16 protein-coding genes are annotated in these 19,306 nt (G+C 41.0%); 11 read left to right on the plus strand and 5 right to left on the minus strand.

The annotated features are described in order from the left end of the window. The first annotated feature begins 55 nt into the window (after positions 1-55). From QTN47_RS02195 to QTN47_RS02215, 5 genes are all read left to right on the plus strand, one after another. Positions 56-1,486, plus strand: coding sequence for a complex I subunit 4 family protein (locus tag QTN47_RS02195; protein WP_369327676.1), 1,431 nt, complete (start codon positions 56-58; stop codon positions 1,484-1,486). 29 nt (positions 1,487-1,515) lie between these two features. Further along, complete coding sequence (locus QTN47_RS02200; RefSeq protein ID WP_369327677.1) at positions 1,516-2,934, plus strand: NADH-quinone oxidoreductase subunit N; 1,419 nt, start codon at positions 1,516-1,518, stop codon at positions 2,932-2,934. Positions 2,935-3,015: 81 nt separating this feature from the next. Further along, positions 3,016-3,453, plus strand: coding sequence for a DUF6934 family protein (locus QTN47_RS02205; RefSeq protein WP_369327678.1), 438 nt, complete (start codon positions 3,016-3,018; stop codon positions 3,451-3,453). 32 nt (positions 3,454-3,485) lie between these two features. Next, positions 3,486-3,650 (plus strand): hypothetical protein, encoded by a 165-nt coding sequence (locus QTN47_RS02210; RefSeq protein WP_369327679.1) that lies wholly within the window; start codon positions 3,486-3,488, stop codon positions 3,648-3,650. A gap of 190 nt (positions 3,651-3,840) precedes the next feature. After that, the gene (locus QTN47_RS02215) at positions 3,841-5,109 is read left to right on the plus strand and encodes an ABC transporter permease (RefSeq protein WP_369327680.1); all 1,269 of its coding nucleotides are present in this window, start codon (positions 3,841-3,843) and stop codon (positions 5,107-5,109) included. Positions 5,110-5,321: 212 nt separating this feature from the next. Here the strand turns inward: QTN47_RS02215 and QTN47_RS02220 are convergent, their stop codons facing one another. Further along, entirely contained in the window at positions 5,322-6,761 is a 1,440-nt protein-coding gene (locus QTN47_RS02220; RefSeq protein WP_369327681.1) for a M20/M25/M40 family metallo-hydrolase, read from the minus strand. A 344-nt stretch (positions 6,762-7,105) separates the two neighbouring features. Between QTN47_RS02220 and QTN47_RS02225 the strand changes: the two genes are divergently transcribed. The 6 genes from QTN47_RS02225 to QTN47_RS02250 all read left to right on the plus strand — a co-directional run bounded on the left by QTN47_RS02225 (position 7,106) and on the right by QTN47_RS02250 (position 12,813). Then, entirely contained in the window at positions 7,106-7,975 is an 870-nt protein-coding gene (locus tag QTN47_RS02225; RefSeq protein ID WP_369327682.1) for a MotA/TolQ/ExbB proton channel family protein, read from the plus strand. Positions 7,976-8,042: 67 nt separating this feature from the next. Continuing rightward, complete coding sequence (locus QTN47_RS02230) at positions 8,043-8,723, plus strand: ExbD/TolR family protein (RefSeq protein WP_369327683.1); 681 nt, start codon at positions 8,043-8,045, stop codon at positions 8,721-8,723. Between the two features lie 37 nt (positions 8,724-8,760). Next, positions 8,761-9,297 (plus strand): ExbD/TolR family protein, encoded by a 537-nt coding sequence (locus tag QTN47_RS02235; RefSeq protein WP_369327684.1) that lies wholly within the window; start codon positions 8,761-8,763, stop codon positions 9,295-9,297. 63 nt (positions 9,298-9,360) lie between these two features. Beyond that, entirely contained in the window at positions 9,361-10,194 is an 834-nt protein-coding gene (locus tag QTN47_RS02240) for an energy transducer TonB (protein ID WP_369327685.1), read from the plus strand. 166 nt (positions 10,195-10,360) lie between these two features. Beyond that, the gene (gene mnmE / locus QTN47_RS02245) at positions 10,361-11,746 is read left to right on the plus strand and encodes a tRNA uridine-5-carboxymethylaminomethyl(34) synthesis GTPase MnmE (protein WP_369327686.1); all 1,386 of its coding nucleotides are present in this window, start codon (positions 10,361-10,363) and stop codon (positions 11,744-11,746) included. Positions 11,747-11,835: 89 nt separating this feature from the next. Next, on the plus strand, positions 11,836-12,813 hold the full coding sequence (locus tag QTN47_RS02250) for a virulence RhuM family protein/type II toxin-antitoxin system death-on-curing family toxin (protein WP_369327687.1): 978 nt from the start codon (positions 11,836-11,838) through the stop codon (positions 12,811-12,813). Positions 12,814-12,901: 88 nt separating this feature from the next. Here the strand turns inward: QTN47_RS02250 and QTN47_RS02255 are convergent, their stop codons facing one another. From QTN47_RS02255 to QTN47_RS02270, 4 genes are all read right to left on the minus strand, one after another. Beyond that, entirely contained in the window at positions 12,902-14,335 is a 1,434-nt protein-coding gene (locus QTN47_RS02255) for a TolC family protein (RefSeq protein ID WP_369327688.1), read from the minus strand. Continuing rightward, positions 14,328-17,576 (minus strand): efflux RND transporter permease subunit, encoded by a 3,249-nt coding sequence (locus tag QTN47_RS02260; protein WP_369327689.1) that lies wholly within the window; start codon positions 17,574-17,576, stop codon positions 14,328-14,330. The genes QTN47_RS02255 and QTN47_RS02260 overlap by 8 nt, the downstream gene beginning before the upstream one ends. A 24-nt stretch (positions 17,577-17,600) precedes the next feature. After that, positions 17,601-18,683 (minus strand): efflux RND transporter periplasmic adaptor subunit, encoded by a 1,083-nt coding sequence (locus QTN47_RS02265; protein WP_369327690.1) that lies wholly within the window; start codon positions 18,681-18,683, stop codon positions 17,601-17,603. A 156-nt stretch (positions 18,684-18,839) separates the two neighbouring features. Further along, on the minus strand, positions 18,840-19,244 hold the full coding sequence (locus QTN47_RS02270; protein WP_369327691.1) for a hypothetical protein: 405 nt from the start codon (positions 19,242-19,244) through the stop codon (positions 18,840-18,842). Positions 19,245-19,306: the final 62 nt, after the last annotated feature.

A 19,306-nucleotide genomic window follows, 5' to 3' on the forward strand; every position in this document is an offset into this window, starting at 1 on the left:
AGAAAGATTTGCTTCCCGCAACAGAATAATAAATTTTCGATAGAAATAACAAGGCATGATACCTCTTTTACTTATAGTAGTTCCTTTAGTAACAGGCTTAATTTCCTTTTTTATCAAGGATGATAAAACTGTAAAGGGCTGGGCTCTGATATCATCTGTTGTAACTTTTGCAATAGCATTGGCCGGGGCGGCGAGCCATGATAAATTGTTATTTGATACCACCTGGTTGCCCTTGTTAGGTAGCAGATTCTCTTTGCAACTGGACGGAATGGCTAAAATGCTTACGCTGTTAACAGGTGTTTCTTTCCCGTTGGTATTTGCTTCTATTAGTAGCAACAATTACCCCAGATCGTTTAACTTTTATGCTTTAATGCTTTTGATGCAAGCTGGTTTAATGGGCGTTTTTCTGTCTGCTGACGTATTGTTGTTTTACTTCTTCTGGGAACTGGCACTTATTCCAGCTTATTTCCTTTGCTCTCAATGGGGCGGTGAGAAACGTATACAGGTTACTTTCAAATTCTTTATTTATACATTTATCGGATCTCTGTTAATGTTGGTCGGCATTTTATATCTCTATTATAAAACACCGGAGCATTCTTTTGCAATCAAAGATTTCTATGCTTTGAAGTTGACCGCAAAAGAGCAGGGATTTGCATTCTGGTTGTTCTTTATCGCATTTGCTATAAAGATGCCGATATTCCCTTTCCATACATGGCAGCCAGATACATACGAACAATCTTCTACTGCTGTTACAATGATCTTAAGTGGTGTGATGGTTAAAATGGGCTTGTATGCTGTAATTCGTTGGATACTGCCAATTTTTCCAACTGCAGTTGAAAAATTCAGTCATCTCATAATCTTACTTTCTGTTATAGGAATGCTGTACGCTTCGCTGATCGCAATCAGACAGAACGATATCAAGAGAATGATTGCTTACTCATCCATTGCGCACATTGGATTAATGTCTGCAGCAATTTTTGCCAACCAGCAGGTTGGCCTGCAGGGTGTAATGGTGCAAATGTTTAATCACGGCGTGAACGTGATTGGACTGTGGATAGTTACTGATGCTATCGAACAGCAGCTCGGTACAAGGAAGTTCAGCGAATTGGGTGGATTGGCTCAAAAAGCACAAGGATTGGCTATCCTCTTCGTCGTAATGGCTTTGGCAAATGTCGCTTTGCCTTTAACCAATGCATTTATCGGTGAGTTTTTAATGTTCAATGGTTTATTCAGATACAATATTTGGATGGCTGTGATTGCATTGATCAGTATTATCCTGGCTGCGGTTTACACCCTGAATGCAGTTCAGAAGATCTTTTACGGCGAAACCAATGAACTTACCGAAAGGGCTTATGACAGTGGCAGCAATGTGAAATTGTCGCTTGTTGTAATAACTATCGTAGTGATAATATTAGGTGTGTATCCTGAACCAATTTTAAGATTGACCAACGATACCGTAAATGCTGTATTGGCAACAATTAAATAATTAAAGTAGAGCACTAGCAAGATCAAGATATGAATGCAATAATTACTTCAGCGGTTTGTGGTGTAATAATGATGTTCAGCAGTGTGTTTGTAGAAAACAAAAAAACTTACAGGCACATAGCGGCTGTTTTATTACTCTTATTATTGGCTGTAAATGTTGCCGATACTTATGGTATAAGGCTGTTTCACATAGACACCAAAGGCATGCTGCTTTTCGACAGGTTTGGTTATTTCTTTAATTCTATAGCCATTGCTTCTACATTGATCTATGTGGTGCTTACAGGGCGCGATATTGAAAAGGTAGGTACTTATACAGCTGAGTATTTTGTACTGATATTCTTTGTGCTTTGTGGTGTAACCATTCTCAGCAGTTACAACACATTGTTGATGCTGTTCCTGGGGATTGAAATATTATCCATTCCTCTGTACATTCTTACAGGAGCTGATAAAAGAAACCTGAAAAGCAATGAAGCTGCTTTAAAGTACTTTTTGATGGGATCTTTCTCCACCGGTATAATGTTGATGGGAATTACCCTGATTTATGGTGCAACCGGCACTTTTGATATTTATGTAACTCCGAAAGAAACGATAACCGGTCAGCCTGCAATTGTTTATTCTTTGCTGGAATCTGCCGGTCTGATCCTGATGATGATTTCAATCGGCTTTAAAGTATCAGCCGCTCCTTTTCATTTTTGGACACCGGATGTGTATGATGGTTCTCCCGGAGTTTTTACTTCATTCATGGCAACCATTGTTAAAGCTGCCGGATTTATCGCTTTCATTAAATTATTTGATGCCCGTGCAGATGCATCAGGCGTTGAAGCGAATGCATTTACGGGTGTTGACTGGAAAATGTTATTTGCGATCCTGATCGTATCAACATTATTAATAGGAAATATTACAGCGGTTTTTCAGCAGAGCGTGAAACGTATGATGGCTTATTCAAGCATTGCACAAGCAGGTTTTATGTTATTCGCTCTGTTTAGCCTGAACGATGTTGCCAAGGAAGGATTGCTGTTATATGCAGCAGCTTATAGTCTTGCTTCAATCGGCATATTCGCGATAATGGTCAAGATGAAGGACCACACGTTTGAGGGTTATAACGGCTTGAGTAAAACTCAACCAGTACTGGCCGCAACAAACACAATCTTTCTTTTATCGCTTGCAGGTATTCCTTTAACAGCTGGTTTCTTTGCAAAATATTACATGCTTGCTTCTGTTATGAAAACAAGCGGTTATTTGTGGCTGGTGATTGTAGGCGTTGTTTTCGCTGCAGTGAGCGTTTATTATTATTTCCGTGTAATACAGGCTATGTATTTCAAAGACGGAGAAGCAACTATAACAGAAGAAGTTTCAAAAGGATTTAAAGTAGGCATAATTGTTCTTGCCGGCTTGATTATATTGTTTGGAATATTACCGCAATCGCTGTTGCAATGGTTCTATTTTTAACCACAAAAAAAAATTAAGAAAGGCTGCATCATCGATGTGGCCTTTTTATTAACCCAAAGCTCAAAACCCTTAGCCCGAAAGATGAACCTCGAGAAGTACGACTTGCTTTCCAATGAAAGCAGACGCTCTTATGAATTTTTCAGCGAAGGCCCCAAAGGTCCGATTAAGAAGGTTGTTATGTTCCAGGAAATCTCCGGATACTTATATAATCTCGCTTTTGGAGATTGGGATGATGAAAATGAGTGCATAAACGATTCGGTGCGAACAAACAACCTGGATCGGGATAAAGTACTCGCCTCGGTTGCTTCTGCAGTTCTTGATTTTATAAGCTTTCACAAGGATGCATTGATCTTTGCAAAAGGCAGCACGCCTGAAAAGAACAGATTATACCAAATGAGTATTCGAAGGCATTGGCCGGAGATTAGCCGGTTGTTTGATATTGTTGGCTTTTGCCGCAATCGATGGGAAGATTTCCAGTCAGGAAGGAATTATGAAGCCTTTCTCATAAAACTTAAATAGAAATTGTAAATTCGAAAACAGAAGAAACGATTATGACATCTATCGCAATGAAAAAGAATAAGACTTCAAATATAATTGTTACAAAAAAGATGAAAGACTACAGTCAGGATGCAGTCTTTAAGAAAAAAGCTGATGAGGCCGCCGCATTTCTCACAAAAAATGGGATGCCCAGGAATTTCGCCAGAAAGAGTAAATAATAATTTAATGTGCTAATAAGATTGGAAGAACAGCTCAGAAAATATTCATGAGCTGTTTTTATTTGGTAAGCTCACCTTCTGCACTGAAAAATCTCCCTTCATCTTTTTTTATTCTATTCCATTGCCAAGAATGTTATCTTTAAGGCAGCCATTGCAGCAAGCCTAAGCGAAGCAATTCCAAATATTCGTTATGACATTAAGCGATTCGTTTTCTCTCGCATACAGGACAGTTCGCAGCAACAAGTTGCGCACAGGGATAACTGTTGCTATTATCGCATTTGGAATTATGGCCTTAATCGGGATTATTACGGCCATAGATGCCATGAATGGCAGCCTGCGCGAGAGTTTCTCCACAATGGGAGCAAATGGTTTTAGTATCGCCTATAAAGAACGTTTTCGTTTTGACGATAACAGGGAAGTCAGGAAGGAAAAACGCGGAAAAAAACAAAAGAAATCAAATTTAGATAAGCCTATTCAATTGTCAGAAGCTGAAGCTTTTAAGGCTTCTTTCAAAATGCCCGGGCTGGTAACCATACAGTTAAATGGAATGGGGGGAAATGAGATCCGGTACAAAGACAAGAAAACCAATCCAAATGTAAATATTCGCGGAGGTGATGAAAACTTTCTCCAGGTAAATGGTTTTACGGTTGAAGCAGGCCGAAATCTCAACAAACTGGATGTAGAAAGCGGCCGGAATGTTTGCCTGGTAGGTAGCGACGTTGCTTCAAAACTATTTGGATCTAACAATGCGGCTCGTGGCGTGGATAAAATAATTGTTGTGGGAGCCGTGCCTTACCGGGTAATCGGCGTGCTTAAAAGCAAGGGTTCCAGTGCTTTGATGAGAGCCGACAACGTGATTATTACCTCTTACAACAATGTCAGAAGGCTCCAAAATTCATCCCCTTCTTTTATATTGGGAATTATGGCTGGTGACGTGCAGCAAATGGACTTAACTGTGTCTGAGAGTACAGCGCTTTTCAGGTCTATTCGCAAACTTCATCCCACCGAGGAAGATAATTTTGTGATTGAAAAAAGTGACAAGCTTGCAGCTACTTTTATCGGACTCCTGGGCAGTATTCAGGGAGCTGCAGGAGCAATCGGTCTGATCACACTGATCGGAGCTGCAATTGGATTGATGAATATTATGCTGGTTGCAGTAAATGAACGCACCAGAGAAGTGGGGCTCATTAAAGCAATAGGAGGGAAGCGTAAAAATATCCGCGCACAGTTTTTGTTTGAATCCACCATTATTAGCCTTGCGGGCGCTTTGTTCGGTATCATCCTCGGCGTATTGGTAGGTAACCTGTTTTCAATGTTTTTGGGCACCGGCTTCGTCGTTCCCTGGGCCTGGGTGGTTTTGGGTATCGTAATATGCAGCGGTGTAGGACTACTCGCCGGATTATGGCCCGCTATCAAAGCTTCAAGATTAAACCCGATCGTGGCCCTTCGATACGAATAGACAGCCAGGTAGTAAGTACGAATTACGAAGTACGAAGTACCCAATTTTCGTCATGTGCACAGGGCCGGGTCAACATTCTAAACAAGTACGATTTACGAAGTACGAAGTACTCAATTTAATCAGGCTTACTATTCATATCCGGTACCTGTACATCCGCACATCTACATATTCGCACATTCGCTCATTCGCACATTTGCTCATTCGCACATTCCCTAATTCCTCATCATCAACTGATAAAAGAAGATCATTCTTTGTAAATCGGCAAAAGGTAATCTTTCGTCGACACCATGGTACCCTTGGGGATCAATGGCTGGAAGAAAGCGTATGGTTGCATCCGTTACTGGCTCATAAAAACGCGAATCGGTCGCGCCAATCATAAGAAATGGAGTCGGTACAATATTATCAAGAATTTTATAAGCAGACGCTATCGCCTTTTTATAAGCTTCGCTCTCTAAAGAAGTTGGTTTGCCAGGTTCCGAGGCAAACTGTCCTCGGTTTAAATGTATTCTATCGTCGTTGATAGCCGTCTTTATAAATGCCTCCACACTGGCAGATGTTTCGCCTGGCATAATTCTGCAGTTAACAGTAGCTTTTGCAAAAGAGGGAATTACATTGTCTTTCATACCCGCTGAAAGAATTGTGGGAACGATGGTTGTATGTATTGATGCATTGGTTCCTTTTGTTTTTTCAAACTGACTTACAAGCATAGGCTCGAAAAGCCAGCGATTGGCAAGCGCCATGCGTGTTGTGAAATTAAGCCCCGGGCCAATTTTATCCAACATAACATTTGTGGGCTCAGCGAATCGTACTTTAGTAGGATGCTGTTTAAGCCTGTTTAAGGCTGCAATAAGAATGTCAATCGCCGTTTCCTTTTCAGGCATCGACGAATGTCCGCCAGCCTTTTCAACAGACAGCTCGAATGTCGCGTATCCTTTTTCCGTTACTCCCAGTAACGCAATCGGTCTGTTAAGTTCTTTAAAATTTTCCTTTGTTATAATACCGCCTTCATCCAGTACCAGTGCTGCTTTTATATTGCGTTCTTTAAACCATTGAACAATCTTTTGGGCACCATATATGCCCCCAAGTTCCTCATCATGTCCGAAGCAGAGATAAATATCCCTCTCTGGTTGATAGTTTTGTGTCAGCAATACCTGAACAGCTTCCATCAATGCAATCACTGAACATTTGTCATCGGTAGCTCCTCTTCCCCAAACAGCACTGTCTTTTATAGTACCTGCGAATGGTTCTACATGCCACAAATGAGCAGATGAGTCTTCAACAGGAACCACATCCGTATGTGCGAGAAAAAGGTAGGGGGCAAGTTGACTGTTTTTTCCTTTCCAATGATAGATGTAGCTAAAGCTGTCTATGACTGTTTTCTGTAGTTTTTGCTGAATGACCGGATAAGCAGAATCGAGGAATGATCTGAATGCAAAAAACGAACTGCTGTCTTTTGGGTGATCACCGGCAAGCGACACCGTTTTAATACGGATCGCATTACTTAAATGGACTATAGCCATATTATCCAATGCCGGTACCTGCGCTGCTGAAGTTGCCGGAATTTGCCGGGAGTAAATAAAGGTCTTTGTGAGAACGAAAGCGAAAAGCAATATTATGATGACAATCAGGGATAAAAAGAATCTTTTGATCATTCGGAGGGCGGTTATTTATGAACAAAATATTAATAAAACAGAAAAATAATCAGAAAAAATAAAATAGCGGGAAATACTAATCTATATCACATCATAAGCCAGCGCCTTTCGTAAGAATTGGCGCAGAACATAATGGTCATAAGGGTTTTATGAAAAAGCATTTTTGTATAATTGACAATAAAAAATAAGGGGATGCTTGTTTGGATTGAATAAAATTTCTACTTTAGGTGGCTTATTTGAAAATTTATAGAGAAATACTTGTTTTTTTAAAACGATTTTTTCTTAGAATTGCCAAACATTTTCTAAACCATTAGTTTTATTTAAAATTTAAAATTCATTGCATCATGGCAGAAACAAGACCGACTGCAACAGCAGCAGTAGCAAAGAGCGCACAAACATCTGTTCAACCAAAAAGAAGCGGTAACTCGATTTCGTGGATTGCACCCTTGACATGTATTATTCTTGGATACATTATCTGGCGTTTTGTTATTGGTAATCCGGCAAACTTTACTAAACCAGATCCAGCTGGTGGATTCTGGCCTAAACACGAAGGTCCTATCGGAACTTTCACTAAAATGTATCTTGGTGGTATCATCGTGCCTATCCTGATCGGTACATTCTTAACTGTAGTATGTTTCGTTATTGAAAGATTCCTTACAGTAACTAAAGCTACAGGTACCGGTAACATTGCTGAGTTCATCCGCAAAGTACAGTTCCACCTTGCAAACAAAGATGTTGACAAAGCTTTAGCTGAGTGCGACAAACAAAAAGGTTCTGTAGGCAATGTAATGAAAGCTGGCTTACGCAAATACAAAGAAATGATCGGTAACACTGAGTTGGATACTGAACAGAAAGTATTAAGCATCCAGAAAGAAATTGAAGAAGCAACAGCTCTTGAATTACCAATGTTGGAAAAGAACCTGGTGTTCTTATCTACTATCGCATCAGTAGCAACCTTGTTAGGTCTGTTAGGTACGGTAATGGGTATGATCCGTTCATTCTCTGCTTTGGGTGAAAGCGGTGGTGGTGAAGCTGCTCAGGCGTTATCTCAAGGTATCTCTGAGGCCCTTTATAACACTGCATTAGGTATCGGTACTTCTGCTATTGCGATCATTTGCTATAACATATTCACTACCAAAATCGATGGTATCACATTTGGTATTGATGAGTCTGGTTTTACTTTAACTCAAAGCTTTGCTGCTAACTACAAATAGTAGTGGCCGGCTTATGGAAAGTTGAAGTAATTGCATCTATTAAAAGAACAGACTTAAAAATTGTATAATGGCCAGACCTAAAATTGCTCGAAAGAGCACTTCGGTAGATATGACGGCTATGTGTGACGTGGCTTTTCTTTTGTTGTCCTTCTTTATCCTGACAACTAAATTTAAACCGTCTGAAGCCGTTCCGGTGAACACACCAAGCTCAGTGGCAGCTAAAGTTGCTCCTGAAAAGGACCTGGTTATGATTTCTCTGAATAAAGATGGTAAAGTGTTTCTTTCTGTAGGGGACGGTAAAGAGGACCTGGTAAAGAAACAAACCATTTTGGAAACAGTTAATCAGAACAGAAACCTTGGCCTTACGCCTGCTGAGATCTCAGCTTTAGTAAAGGCTCCTTTTATCGGTGTTCCTCTTGCTCAGTTAAAACAGCAGGCGGCACTGGATACTAAACAAATGACAGGTGAGGCGCTCCCCGGTATTACCGTAAAAGACAGTACCAACAATGAAATGATGGACTGGATGAGCGCAGTTGCTTCTGCCTATGCAGGTGCTTCTAAGAACAACTTCAACCTGTTACTGAAAGGTGATAATGTTGCAAAGTATCCTGCTTTCAAGAACATTATCGCTTCTTTCAAGAAAAATGATTTCTTTAAATTCCAGATGGTTACCAATCCGGAAAGCGTTCCATCAGGCTCAGAATTGTGGAAAGCTAACCAGAAAGGTATTAAACAGGAAGACCTGTAACACGGAACAATATTTTTAAAATTAAAACCTATTTGCCATGGCAGAAATGGATACCTCGTCAGGTGGTGGTCATAAGAAAGGCCCGGGCGTCAAAAAAGGTAAAAAACTTTCAACCAGGGTTGACCTTACACCGATGGTGGACTTAGGGTTCCTGTTGATCACGTTCTTTATTTTTACTACCACGATGAGTCAACCGACGGCAATGAAGTTGTTCCTGCCAAAGGACACTGATAAGCCAGAGGAACAAAACAAAGCCAAAGAATCAGGCGCATTGACTATAATGCTGGGTGCTAGAGATCACGTATATTATTACGAGGGTATTTTAGATCCGGCTGGGGCTAACTTTAAATCCGCAAACTTCAAAGAAATCCGTAATGTGATCATCAATAAAAAGAAGGCCACAGATGAGAAAGACTTTGTAGTGGTTATTAAACCAAGCGAAGAAAGTACCTACAAAAACGTAATTGATATTCTGGATGAAATGGCCATCAACGTAGTAAAAAAATACGCATTGGTTGATATTTCACCGGCTGAAGCTCAATTCGTGAAATTGTCTGATCAAAGCAACCAATAAAAATCTACCGGATTTTTATGGAAAAAATCTGAATGAGCATCATATTTAAAAAACATTCTCAAAATGGATGTAAACAAAATTTTAAGCGCCGATTTTTTGGATATACTCTTCGACGGTAGAAACAAAGAATATGGTGCATACGAACTGCGCAAAACCTACAATAAGCGTATTGTAACAGCTGTGATAGGTATGCTTGCCTTGTGTTTGTTGTTGTTTTTAGGCTCCTTGCTGGCGAACGCAACAAAAAAGAAAACAGAGGCAAAGATCATTGTACAGGACGTTGAATTGGCAGACGTGCGTGAGGAGAAGAAGCCAGATGTGCCGCCTCCACCACCACCTCCTAAAGTTGAACCTCCTAAAGTTGAGATCACCAAGTTTACTCCTCCCAAAATCGTAAAAGACGAAGAGGTTAAACCTGAAGAAGAAATCAAAGAACAGGAAAAACTGGAAGACACCAGAATTGGTACCATTAACCAGGAAGGTATTAAAGCCGACGTAGTTGCACCTCCGGTTGAGGAAAAAGGTACTGGTGTGGTTGAAGCTCCCAAAGCAAAAGAAGAAGATTACGACAAGGAGTTTAAAACTGTACAAATTCAGGCTAAATTCCCTGGTGGAAATGAGGCATGGACTAAATATTTAACTCGTAACCTGCGTGCAGATGTTGCGGTTGAAAATGGTGCCCCAACAGGTCGTTATACAGTTGTAGTTTCTTTCCTTGTGGACAAAGAAGGTAACATTTCTGAAGTAAAAGCAGAAAACGATCCTGGTTACGGTACTGCTGATGAAGCTACGCGCGTAATTAAAAGAGGTCCTAAATGGGTTCCTGCAGAACAAAATGGTAGAAAAGTAATTTATCGTCAGAGACAAAGTGTAACATTCGAAGTATCTGAAGGTTAATCATAATTTTATCTTACTTGAAAAAGTCCCTGGCAGTCACTGTCAGGGACTTTTTCTTTTACAGAACGGCAAACTCGTAATACTTTTGAGTTTAAACTATCGGGAGGAACGGCATATCTCAGTGTTTTTCCGCATGTTTCTCTACGTTAATGATAAATTGAACAGAATGCTAGGAAAACTACAAGGATGGTCAGACACAATAGCCGCACTTGCGACTCCGCAGGGTATTGGCGCTATTGGTGTAATAAGAGTAAGTGGTAAGGAGGCAATAAATATTGTAAATGACTTGTTTCCGTCAAAGGATCTGGAAAAGCAACCCTCTCATACACTTCATGTGGGTTATTTGAAAGATGGCGATAAAACCATTGATGAAGTGGTGATTTCTCTGTTCGTGGCGCCAAAATCATATACAGGCGAAAATGTTATCGAAATATCCTGTCACGGTTCTCACTATGTTCAACAGCAAATAATGCACGCGCTGAGCAATCATGGAGCAAGACTGGCCAAGCCGGGGGAATTTACGCAAAGAGCTTTCTTAAACGGAAAGCTGGATCTGGCTCAGGCCGAGGCCGTAGCAGACTTAATTGCAAGTAATACCGAAGCCAGCAAGAGAACTGCTCTAAAGCATATGCGCGGAGGATTTAGCGGTATTCTAAAAGAGTTGCGTGACCAGTTGATCAAGTTCTCAGCGCTGATAGAATTGGAATTGGATTTTTCGCAAGAAGATGTTGAGTTTGCCGACAGAATAGGACTACTGACTCTTCTTGAAAGCATCGAAAAACAGGTAACGCAATTACTGCAGTCATTTGCCTTAGGTAATGTGATTAAAAATGGCGTGCAGGTGGCAATCATAGGAAAACCCAATGCTGGTAAGTCGACTCTGTTAAATACGCTTTTAAATGAGGAAAGAGCAATTGTCAGCGACATTGCCGGAACGACGCGTGATACGATTGAAGAGACATTGAACATTGATGGCATTCTTTTCCGCCTGATAGACACAGCGGGAATACGGGAACATACAAGTGACATTATCGAAAGTATTGGTGTGGAACGCAGTCTCGAAAAGATGCGCGAGGCGGATGTAGTTGTTTATTTGTTTGATGTTAACGAGACATCGCCAGAAGATCTGAAAAGCATTGTGGAGGAGTTTGAAAATAAGCATATAAAATATCTTCTTATAGGCAACAAAGCCGATTTGCAACCCCTGGAAACCTATGCCTCAAAATTCAATGAGATCCCACGTATTATTTTTATTTCTGCAAGAGAAAATCGTGGTATTGACTCCCTAAAACGCCAGCTGTTTGTTCATGCCATCGGCAATAATAATTTGATGGATGATACGGTGGTTACAAACGCCCGTCACGTAGAGGCACTTGAAAAGATCAGGCAATCGTTACAGGATATTATTGAGGGATTGAATAATAAAATTCCAGGGGATTTGCTTGCGCTGGACATCAGGCGTTGTTTGCATTATTTAGGTGAGATTACAGGTGAGATAACGAATGAGGATCAGCTGGATTATATATTTAGTAAGTTTTGTATTGGAAAGTAATACTTTTTAGATACAGTGTAGATCGTTAGTGATAATTATCATTTACCGTGAGAATAAACCCATATTATATTTGAAATAAATTAATATATATGGATACAAAGGGAGAGATTCTTATTTATAAAGCTCCTGATGGCGAAGCCAGGTTAGATGTTAGGCTTGAAGATGAGACAGTTTGGCTCACCCAGTCACAAATGGTGGATTTATTTGAAAGAGACAGAACAGTTATCACAAAGCATATCAATAATATATTTAAAGAAGGAGAGCTTGTAGAAAAAAGCAATGTGCATTTTTTGCACATTGCAAATTCGGACAGACCGGTTAAGTTATACAATCTCGATGTTATCATTTCCGTCGGCTATCGCATAAAATCACAGCGCGGTACACAATTCCGCATCTGGGCTAATAAAATTCTTAAAGATTACCTGGTAAAAGGGTATTCAGTAAATGAAAAGAGACTACAGGAACAATCACGCCAATTAGAAGAACTTAAGCATACCGTAAAGTTGCTGGCTAATGTAATGGCAAATAAAGATCTTAACTCCGATGAAGCCACCGGCCTATTGAACGTAATTACCGATTACACGTATGCACTTGATGTATTGGATAAGTATGATCATCAAATTCTGGAAATCCGCGACACTACATCAAGGGAGTTATTTAAGATAACCTACGCCGAGGCAATAAAAGCCATAAATGGTCTGCGCGATAAATTTGGAGGAAGCACTCTTTTCGGAAACGAGAAAGATGAAAGTTTTCAAAGTTCATTAGGGGCTATTTATCAAACTTTCGACGGAAATGACGTATATCCAAGCATCGAAGAAAAGGCTGCAAATCTGTTATACTTCGTGGTGAAGAATCATTCTTTTTCTGATGGAAATAAACGTATTGCCGCATTCCTCTTTGTCTGGTTTCTAGAGAAAAATAAAATTCTTTACGGCGCCGATGGCTCGAAACGGATTGGTGACAATGCCCTTGTTGCACTAACGCTAATGATAGCAGAAAGTAAACCTGATCAAAAAGATATGATAGTAAAAGTGGTTGTCAACTTGATCAATCAAAAAAACTAAATCACAGCATTACATAGGTTGGATAATAAACCAAAATAGCCGGCTCGCACCGGCTATTTTCCTTTGCATCATAACCATTCTACATTTTCTAATTCCAACCACCACCCAATGCCTGGTAAATATTCACCATCGCATTTAGTTGTTGTTTTTTTGTTTCTATCAGCTCAAACTTCGATTCCAGTGCGTCGCGCTGGGTCATTAATACTTCCATGTAATCCGCGCGGGCAGATTTAAACAGATCATTGGAAATATCGATAGACTGCGTAAGTGCCAGCACTTGTTTTGACTTCAGGTCATAACTCTTTGCAAGGTTGTCCATTTTATTCATCTGATTAACAACCTCAACATAAGCATTCAGGATTGTTCGCTCATAGTTGTAAACCGCCTGGACCTGTTTAGCATTGGCGTTAAAATAAGACGCTTTTATTGCGTTTCTGTTTATCAAAGGAGAAAGCAGCTCACCTGCGAGTGAATAGATCAACGAAGCAGGTGTTGTAAATAAATAGGCCGGATTAAATGCCTGATAGCCAACTGATGCGGATATGGCCAGCTGCGGATAAAATTTCGCTTTTGCCACTTTTACATCCAGCTTTAATGCAGCCAGCTCTTGTTCCGCCTGTCGAATGTCAGGGCGATTGGTGAGCAGTTGAGAAGGGATACCCGCCTGAATTACTCCCGGCATTCCATTTTCAAAAGCCTTATCATCTCTGTCAATATGCTGCGGATATCTGCCTAAGAGAAAATTGATGCGGTTTTCCGTTTCGGTGATCTGCTGACGAATCCCGAATTGAAGGCTGCGTGTATTTAAAACTTCTGCCTCAAATTTTCGCACTGCAAGTTCTGTAACCCGTGTAGCCTCCTTCTGTGCCTTTACTATTTGCAGCGCATTATTTTGAATGTCAATATTCTTATTTACGATTTCAAGCTGGTTGTCAAGGGCGAGTAATTCGTAGTAAGAATTGGCAATTTCAGCGATCAGATTGGTGATTACGAAATTGCGGCCTTCGATTGTTGCCAGGTACCTGTTTACAGCAGCTTTTTTTGCATTGTGAAGCTTGTGCCATATATCTGCCTCCCATGTTGCATAGGCGGCAATTTGAAGATCCGGCATTGGGTCAGGCATTTCTTTTCCTTCTTTGATATCGGTATTCGCCTCCATCGCACCAATGTTCGTGTATCTGCCTGCTTTATCTACGCCTGCACCTACTTTTACACCCACAAAAGGCAGGTATTCACCTTTTCGTGCTTTTATTTCGTTACGTGCTATTTCGATTTCCTGCAAAGCGATGCTAAGCTCCTGGTTGTTTTTTAAAGCGGTATCGATCAGTGCATCAAGATATTTATCTGTAAAATATTCCTTCCATTTCACCACCGATTTCGCCGCAGAATCCTGCGATGCGGTAAAATATCCGGGAACTGTTTTGTTCTCAGTTTTGCTGGTCACAGCCGGTATTTTACAAGCCACATAGGTTAGTGAAATAAAAATGATCCCCGTATATAAATACAACTTGTTTTTACTCATGATTTCCATTTTTAGCCTGTAATAAATTTTCCCTTTCTGATTTGAAAAGAAAGAATTTGCGTTTCTTTTTCTTTTTGCCGGTATTGTGCATGAAGTCCTCTGTTAAAGGAACTTCATCTTCATCTCTGATGAGATGACGGCCTTCAGCCATCTTGCCAAATATGTAGTATAGCCCCGGAACTACAATTACTCCGAAAACAGTTCCAAGCAACATACCTCCGGCAGAAGATGCACCGATAGTACGGTTACCTATGGCACCCGGTCCGGTTGCAAAAAGCAAAGGAATTAACCCGGCTATGAATGCAAAAGATGTCATCAGGATAGGACGGAAACGTACTTTGGCGCCTTCAATTGCTGCCTCAGCTATAGTGGCCCCCTGCTGATGCTTTTGCACGGCGAATTCCACAATCAACACAGCGTTCTTGCCCAGCAATCCAACAAGCATTACAAGACCTACCTGCGCATAGATGTCATTTGATAAACCCATTAGCTTAATCAATAGAAATGCGCCAAAGACACCTACAGGTAATGAAAGAATAACGGCCAGTGGGATGATGAAGCTTTCATATTGTGCTGCAAGAACCATGTACACAAATGCCAGTACGATAAGGAAGATGTACAATGCTTCATTGCCGCGTCCCACTTCATCTTTAGAAAGACCGAGCCAATCTATGCCATAACCACGCGGCAGGGATTTGGCAACTTCCTGAATGGCTTCAATGGCTTCACCGCTACTGTAACCAGGCGCCGGAGCTCCATTAATAGCAGAAGATGTGTACATATTGTAACGCGTGATCTCATTCAGGCCCTGGCCCTTTTTAATTTTCATAAAGGCCGAGTAGGGAACCATTTCATCCCTGTTGTTTTTCACGTAAAGCTTTAAAACGTCATCGGGTAACTGCCTGTATTCAGGTGCGGCCTGAACATATACTTTAAAGAAGTTTCCGAACCTGATAAATCCAAGTTCATAGGTACTGCCTATCAGGATAGAAAGATTGTCCAGCGCTTTTCCGACAGAAACACCTTTTTGCATCGCTGCCTGGTTATCTATCTCCAACTCATACTGCGGATAATTAGATGCAAAAAAGGTAAAGAGCCCGGTAAGTTCCTTGCGCTTTTTAAGCGCAGCCATAAACTCATCGTTTACTTTGCCGAATTCCTTGTAATCTCCTGAGTTTGTTTTATCCAGCAAACGAAGCGAGAACCCGCCAGCTGCTCCATAACCTGGTACGGCTGGCGGCTGGAAAAACTCGATAGCCGCGCCTGGAATGTCTTTGGATTTTTCTTCCAGCTCTTCAATTATTTCAACGGCAGAATGCTTGCGCTCTGACCAGTCTTTTAAGTTGATAAGACATGTACCGGCATTGGAACCACGGCCCTCGGTAAGAACTTCATAGCCCGCCAAAGAAGAAACCGACTGGACGCCTTCCACACCTTTGGCAATTTGCTGCAATTTTTTTGCAATATCATTGGTCCTTTCCAGCGTAGATCCCGGAGGCGTCTGAACAATTGCATAGATCATTCCCTGGTCCTCATTGGGAATAAAGCCAGACGGCAGTGTTTTAGACGTGGCCCAGATCCCTGCACAAAAGGCAAAGAGCAATCCGAATGTAACAACCCTGCGGCTTACGATCACCCTTAGAAGAGAAGCATATTTTCCTGTTACTTTATCAAACCAGTTATTAAATCCATCAATTAGCCTGTTCATAACCGTTTTCTTCCTGGGCTGCCCATGCGTATTTTTCAGGATCATGGCACAGAGCACCGGTGTTAACGTAAGTGCAACGAACCCGGAAATTACAATGGATGTTGCCATAGTAATAGAGAACTGCCTGTAAAACACACCTACGGGGCCGGTCATAAATGCAACCGGAATAAACACAGCAGTCATCAAAAGCGTGATAGCAATAATGGCCCCGCTTATTTCTTTAAGCACTTTCTTTACCGCTTTGTACGGTGAAAGATGTTCTTCTGCCATTTTGGTGTGCACTGCCTCTACTACAACAATGGCATTATCCACCACAATGCCGATTGCCAGTACGAGCGCAAACAAAGTGATCAGGTTGATGGTAAGGCCGAACATTTGCATAAACACAAATGCGCCAATCAACGATACAGGCACCGCAAGCGTTGGAATAAGTGTGGAGCGCCAGTCGCCAAGAAATATAAAAACTACCAAAGCCACCAAAATAAAGGCCTCAGCGAGCGTGTGAATTACTTTTTCTATTGAGGCATCAAGAAAACTTGATACATCATAACTGATCTGGTAATCCATCCCCGGAGGGAAAGAACTTGCTTTAATTTCTTCCAGCTTAGCCTTTACCTCCTTAATAACATCACTGGCATTGCTGCCATAGGTTTGCTTTAATGTAATGGCTGCAGACGGATGGCCGTCCATGTTGGAGTAGATATCGTAAAACTCACTTCCTAACTCTACATCGGCAATGTCTTTCAGGTAAAGCATTTCACCATTTGCTTTCGCCCTGATAATTACATTCTGATATTGATCCGGCGTATTATACCTTCCCTGGTAGGTTAACACATATTCAAGCGATTGTGACCGCTTACCGGTAGCCTGGCCTATTCTCCCCGGCGAACCTATCACACTTTGCTGGGCAAGAGCTTCCATTACCTCGTCTGTAGAGACATTATAAGCCCTCATCCTGTCTGGCTTCAACCAGATACGCATGGCATACTGGCGGCTACCGAGAATTTTGGCGCTACCTACGCCATTGAGGCGACTGATCTCAGGAATAATATTTACACCGGCAAAGTTGTAAAGGAACTTTTCATCTGCCTTTGGGTCTTTGCTGTAAAGATTCACATACATCAACATGTTTGGAGAAGTATAACTTACTACCAAACCCTCGCGTTGTACCAGTTCCGGCAGTCTGTTCGTTACCTGCTCTATACGGGTCTTGATATTAACCATTGCCTGGTTGGGGTCTGTACCCAGATCAAATACAATCTGTATAGTAGCTTCACCTGCACTTGTTGCATCAGAAGTCATGTACTTCATTCCCGGGGTGCCATTGATGGCTTTTTCCATCGGGATAAGCACTGAATTTACCAACACGTTAGCGCTGGCGCCCGGGTAAGCCACGTTTACAACAACCATCGGCGGTGCAATGGAAGGAAACTGTGATACGGGCAGTGTTTTTATAGCCAGGACCCCCATAAAGATTATCACCACGGATAATACAATGGCAAGAACCGGCCGTTTTATAAACTTATTAAACATTGTTTTTCGTTTTAAATTCTCAAATTATTCGGCCGGTACTTTCAGGCTGGCAATTACTTTTCCAGGCTGTTCAAAATCGTAAGAGATCTTATCATTTTCTTTTACTTTACGTAAACCTTCCAGAAGAATTTTATCGTTTTCTTCCAGACCTTTGGATACCACATATAAGTCCTCCATTTCCGCTGCTACAGTTATTTCCTGCGTTTTTACTTTGTTGTCTTTGTCAATTACATACACGTATTTCTTGTCGAGCGTTTCGAAAGTTGCTTTCTGTGGAATGATCAGAGAGTTCTTTATTGGTACAAGCATTTGAATATTACCTGTTTCGCCATGTCGCAGTAAGCCATCAGGATTGGGGAAAGTTGCTCTGAAAGGAATGTTTCCCGTTTCATTATCAAAATCGGCTTCAATGGTTTCTACGTTACCGGTATGATTGAAGAGTTTATTATTCGCCATCAGCAAGCTTACTGATTGATTGTTGTTATGGGCTTTGGATTTATAATCAAGGTACTCTGCTTCTGGAACGTTGAAATACACCCACATTTTGCTGTTGTCAGAAAGTGTAGTCAAAAGATCTCCTTCTCCCAAAAGACTACCAACCCTTACCTGGAAACGATCGACAATACCATCGAAGGGCGCCCTTATTTCTGTAAACTGAAGATGGACCTGGTTAAGAGAAGATTCTGCTTTGGCTTTGGCAAGCTTGGCTTTGGCCATTGCCAGCTCATTCTGCGAAACGATATTTTTATCTGCCAGCGACTTTGTGTTCTGTACTTCGATCTCTGCAAAATTTACCTCTGCCTGCGCCTTTTCTAATTCTGCCTGGTACAGGTTAGGCATAATTTGAAATAAGAGCTGCCCTTTTTTTACGAATTGACCTTCATCAACAAATATCTTTTGTAAATAACCGCGTTCCTGCGCCCTCAATTCTATATGATGGATTGCATGGATCTGGCATACATAATTACTAACGATTGAAGTGTCCATTTTTGCAGGAGTCGTTACAAGGAATTTTGTTTGTTCTTCCTTTTCTTCAACCGGCTTGTTTTTACAGCTTGTATTGCACAACAAGGCGCACAAGCCCGCGAGCATGAGAATTTTGTTCATGGTGTTTTATGGATTATTGATTCAGATTTTCCTGATATTTCTTTTGAATAGTGCATAGCATGCCTTAACCTCAGGTCATTAAAAAAATGGAGGCAAGACAATGAATAAGAATTGAAAAATGTGTAGACGATTGACAGTCTACGTGCATTTAAAAAATCAAATTCTTATAACGCGATGTATGATAAACTTGTAGCTGGAAACGTAAGAAAAGTGTTCACAAAATGGCAGCGGGTTTTCAAGAGAAGACAGTATGTGGCTCTGTATGTGAGCAAGTAAGAAAGTATTTGAATAGTAATTGTTGTCTAAGAGTTTCCGCAAAGGCTCTGATTCATCATCATCTTCAATCTCAATAGCCTTTATCCGCTCATACATTTTTTTTGCATTGGGAGAAGCTATGCCGTCAATATATGTATCGTCGCTTTGTTTAGAAGCAAGATCATTTTGTAGAGAATTACTGAAGCCGGTTTTAAGCGCATACGAAGAGTGATGGCCATGCAACAGTGCATATCCACCAACCACAATAAAACACAGTGAAAGCCATAATCTAAATAACCATTTCATGATCTCGCTTCAAAAATAATATGAAGTTGAATAAACAGGTGCAATTAGAAATTGTTAAATGT

Origin of the sequence: Danxiaibacter flavus (assembly GCF_041060425.1) — a bacterium.
In the GTDB taxonomy this organism is placed as follows: Bacteria; Bacteroidota; Bacteroidia; order Chitinophagales; family Chitinophagaceae; genus Danxiaibacter; species Danxiaibacter flavus.